This is a genomic window from bacterium, assembly GCA_016873475.1.
Lineage (GTDB): Bacteria > Krumholzibacteriota > Krumholzibacteriia > JACNKJ01 > JACNKJ01 > VGXI01.
Window position 1 is genome coordinate 1 of record VGXI01000298.1, and the last position, 3,108, is coordinate 3,108.

Annotated in this window: 4 protein-coding genes; 1 reads left to right on the top strand and 3 read right to left on the bottom strand. The window is 72.8% G+C overall.

Annotated features, from left to right (window positions below; genetic code table 11):
* The 3 genes from FJ251_14950 to FJ251_14960 all read right to left on the bottom strand — a co-directional run.
* Positions 1-176, bottom strand: a 176-nt coding sequence (locus tag FJ251_14950; protein MBM4119000.1) for an ABC transporter permease, incomplete at its 3' end; no start/stop codon positions are given.
* Positions 164-1,096 carry an ATP-binding cassette domain-containing protein gene (locus FJ251_14955; GenBank protein ID MBM4119001.1) on the bottom strand — a complete coding sequence of 311 codons (933 nt, stop codon included), beginning with the start codon at positions 1,094-1,096 and terminating at the stop codon, positions 164-166. The genes FJ251_14955 and FJ251_14950, both read right to left, overlap by 13 nt.
* Positions 1,093-1,962 (bottom strand): hypothetical protein, encoded by an 870-nt coding sequence (locus FJ251_14960; GenBank protein ID MBM4119002.1) that lies wholly within the window; start codon positions 1,960-1,962, stop codon positions 1,093-1,095. Before FJ251_14960 ends, FJ251_14955 begins: the two co-directional genes overlap by 4 nt.
* A 116-nt stretch (positions 1,963-2,078) precedes the next feature.
* Between FJ251_14960 and FJ251_14965 the strand changes: the two genes are divergently transcribed.
* Positions 2,079-3,038, top strand: coding sequence for a PDZ domain-containing protein (locus FJ251_14965; protein MBM4119003.1), 960 nt, complete (start codon positions 2,079-2,081; stop codon positions 3,036-3,038).
* Positions 3,039-3,108 lie beyond the last annotated feature (70 nt).

Here is a 3,108-nt window from a genome sequence, read left to right on the forward strand (position 1 = left end):
CTCGCGTCGAGCAGGAGCCCCCGGCTGGCCGTCTCCGCCTCCACCCGGCTCAGCCAGAGCGGCAGCACGATCACGGCGCTCATGAAGAGCGGCACCAGGATCAGTCCGATGATGAAGGACTTGCGTCGAACGCGCTCCAGGTACTCGCGGATGAAGACGGCCATCACCTTGTCCATGCCAGCCCTCCCTCGGGCGGCGCCCCGGCGCCCGCCGTGACCGTCCGGATGAAGATGTTGTGCAGGCTGGGCACCATGACCTCGAAGTGGTCGATGGCCAGGCGCGCGCTCCAGTCGCGCAGGGCGGCGCTCGCCTGAGCGGCGTCGGCCAGACGCAGCTCGGCGAGCCCGGGCTCCCGCTCGCTGTAGGCCGCCACGCGCGGGTCCCCGCGCAGGACGCCCGCGTCGCCGGCGAAGCGAACGCGCAGGTGATTGCGCCCGTAGCCCGCGCGCAGCTCGGCGAGGGTGCCCGCCAGTACCAGGCGCCCCCGATCCCCGAGCGCGATCTCGTCGCAGAGCTGCTCGGCCTGCTCCATCATGTGCGTGGAGAAGATCAGCGTGACGCCCTGCGCGCGCAGCTCCAGGAGGATGGCCTTGAAGGCATCGACGTTGAGCGGGTCGAGGCCGCTGAAGGGCTCGTCGAGCAGCACCAGCTCCGGCTCGTGGAGCAGCGTGCCCGCGATCTGGATCTTCTGCTGCATGCCCTTGGAGAGGTCCTCGACCTTGCTCTGCGCCCGCTCGGCGAGGCCGAGCCGCTCGAGCCAGCGCAGGCCCCGCCGCCGCGCTTCGCCGCGGCCGAGCCCCTTGAGGCTGCCGGAGAAGACGAGGTGCTCGAGCACCTTCATCTTCTTGTAGAGGCCGCGCTCCTCGGGCAGGTAGCCGAGCCGGTTGCGGAAGGCCTCGCTGAGCGGCTGGCCGCCGGCCGTGATCCGCCCCGCGTCCGGCGCGATGATGTTCATGATCATGCGGATGGTCGTCGACTTGCCGGCGCCGTTCGGGCCGAGGAAGCCGGTCAGCTTCCCGGGCTCGAAGCGGTAGTCGATGCCGGCCACGGCGACGGTCTTCTCGTAGTGCTTGGTCACGCCTTGCAGTTCGATCACGCCCGGCTGTCCTCCCCTTGACCGGCCTGGCTGCCCGCCGGCGCTTGGAGCCGATACTCGCCCTCGTAGCGGACGGCGCCGGCCAGGTGCAGGCGGTCCGCCCTGTCGCGGCGCACGCTGAGCACGCCGCCGGGATAATGTAGGTCACGCGCCTGTCCGCGCGCGAGCCCCGTCGGGCCGACGCCGGCCACGGCGAGGGCGCCGGTGCCGCAGGCGAGGGTCTCCCCCGCGCCGCGCTCCCAGACCCGCACGCGCCAGCGCTCGCCGGCTGGCAGCGCCTCGCGCCAGACGAACTCCACGTTCACGCCGCCCGGGAAGCGCGGATGGTGCTGCAGGCGCGGCCCCAGCTCCCGCACGCGGGCCTGCAGCGCCGCATCGCCGAAGAGCACGAACTGCGGATTGCCGACGAAGGCGGCATAGCCGCTGAGGGTCTCCCCCTCCACGACGAGTGCGCAGGGCGTACCCGGCGGCGGAAAACCGGCCAGAGTGCGCAGGGGTGCGAGCGCGGCCGACACGCGCTCGCCCTCGACGACGACCGGCACGGGGCCGTCGACGGTCTCGATGAGGCCCGGGTCCGGCAGGCGACCCTCGCGCGCGAGCAGCCAGGCCAGGCAGCGCAGACCGTTCGCGCAGTGGCCGCCGCTGCCGTCGGGATTGAACATGCGCTGGCGCGGCGGCCGCCCCGCTCCGAATTCGCCGAAGATGAGGCCGTCGCTGGGCAGCGGCGCCGGCGCACCCGCCACGGGCGCCAGGCCCTCGCCGGCACCCAGACGCTGCGCCTGGGCGGCCGCCGCCGGCGGCGCCGGACCGAGGATCAAGTAGAAGGCATTGCCCGCCGCGCTCAGGCGATGAACGGTGCTCTCCATGGCCGGGGGAGGATAGGCGAGGGCGCGCCCCCGGTCAACGCGCGCTTGGGCCGGGAACTCGCGCCCGGAGGTGCCGTAGAGGGCGCGGCAATTCCCCCCTGCACGGAGGTCTGACGATGAAGCGATGGGCAACGCTCGCCCTGTGTGCCGTGCTGCTGATCCCGACGCTTGGCGCGGCCGCGAAGACCGAGAAGCCGGCGGACGAGGAACGCGTGATCGTGATCCGCGACGGCAAAGGGCTCGAGGAACTGAGCGCGCTGGGCAAGGGCGCCTACCTGGGCGTCACTCTCGAGGACCTGGATGGCGAGGACGCCGAAGCGCTTGGCGCCCGCGTGCGCTCCGTCTTCGACGACACCCCGGCGCAGGCCGCCGGCATCGAAGCGGGCGACGTGATCGTCGAGTTCGCGGGCGAGCCCGTCGCGGACGCCGCCGCCCTGATGGCGGCAGTGCGGGCGATGGCGCCCGGCGACGACGTCACGCTGAAGCTGCGCCGCGACGGCCAGACGAAGCGCATCGAGCTCGAGCTCGGTCAGCGGGAGCCGCGCCGCGAGTTCGGCGAAGGCGATGCGGAGCGGATCCTGCCCTTGCCCGAGAACTTCTGGGTGCAGCGCCTCGCCGAGGCGGGCGGCGGCCGGCTCGGCGTCGAAGTGCGCGACCTCGAGGGTCCGCTCGCGAGCTACTTCCCCGGCGCCGAGCGCGGCGCGTTGGTGCTCGGGGTGGACGAGCAGAGCCCGGCGGCCGCGGCCGGCCTCCAGGCCGGCGACGTCATCGTCGAGCTGGGCGGCCAGGCGGTCGCCAGCGTCGAGGCGCTGCGCGAGGCGGTGGGCGACCTGGCCGGCGAAGCGCCGGGCGAGATCGCCTTCGTGCGCAAGGGCGAGCGCCGGACGGCCCAGGTCGAGATCCCCGCGGACGAGATCGAGGTCTTCTTCAAGGGCCTGGCCGATGAAGGTCCCCCACATCGCATCCTGCGTTTCGATGCCGAGCAGGGAACGCTCGAAGCGAAGTTGAACAAGCTCGAGCAGCGGCTGGAAGCGCTCGAGAAGCGCCTCGAGAAGAAGGGCGAACGCAAGGGTTAGCCCCCCACCGGGGATCGATCGCGATCCCCCCTCCCGACCCGGTCCCCCTCCGGGTCCCCGCCAGGCAAAA

Excerpts from the sequence above, each read along its gene's own strand:
- FJ251_14960 (MBM4119002.1), bottom strand. The coding sequence starts at position 1,962 with ATGGAGAGCACCGTTCATCGCCTGAGCGCGGCGGGCAATGCCTTCTAC.
- FJ251_14965 (MBM4119003.1), top strand. The coding sequence starts at position 2,079 with ATGAAGCGATGGGCAACGCTCGCCCTGTGTGCCGTGCTGCTGATCCCG.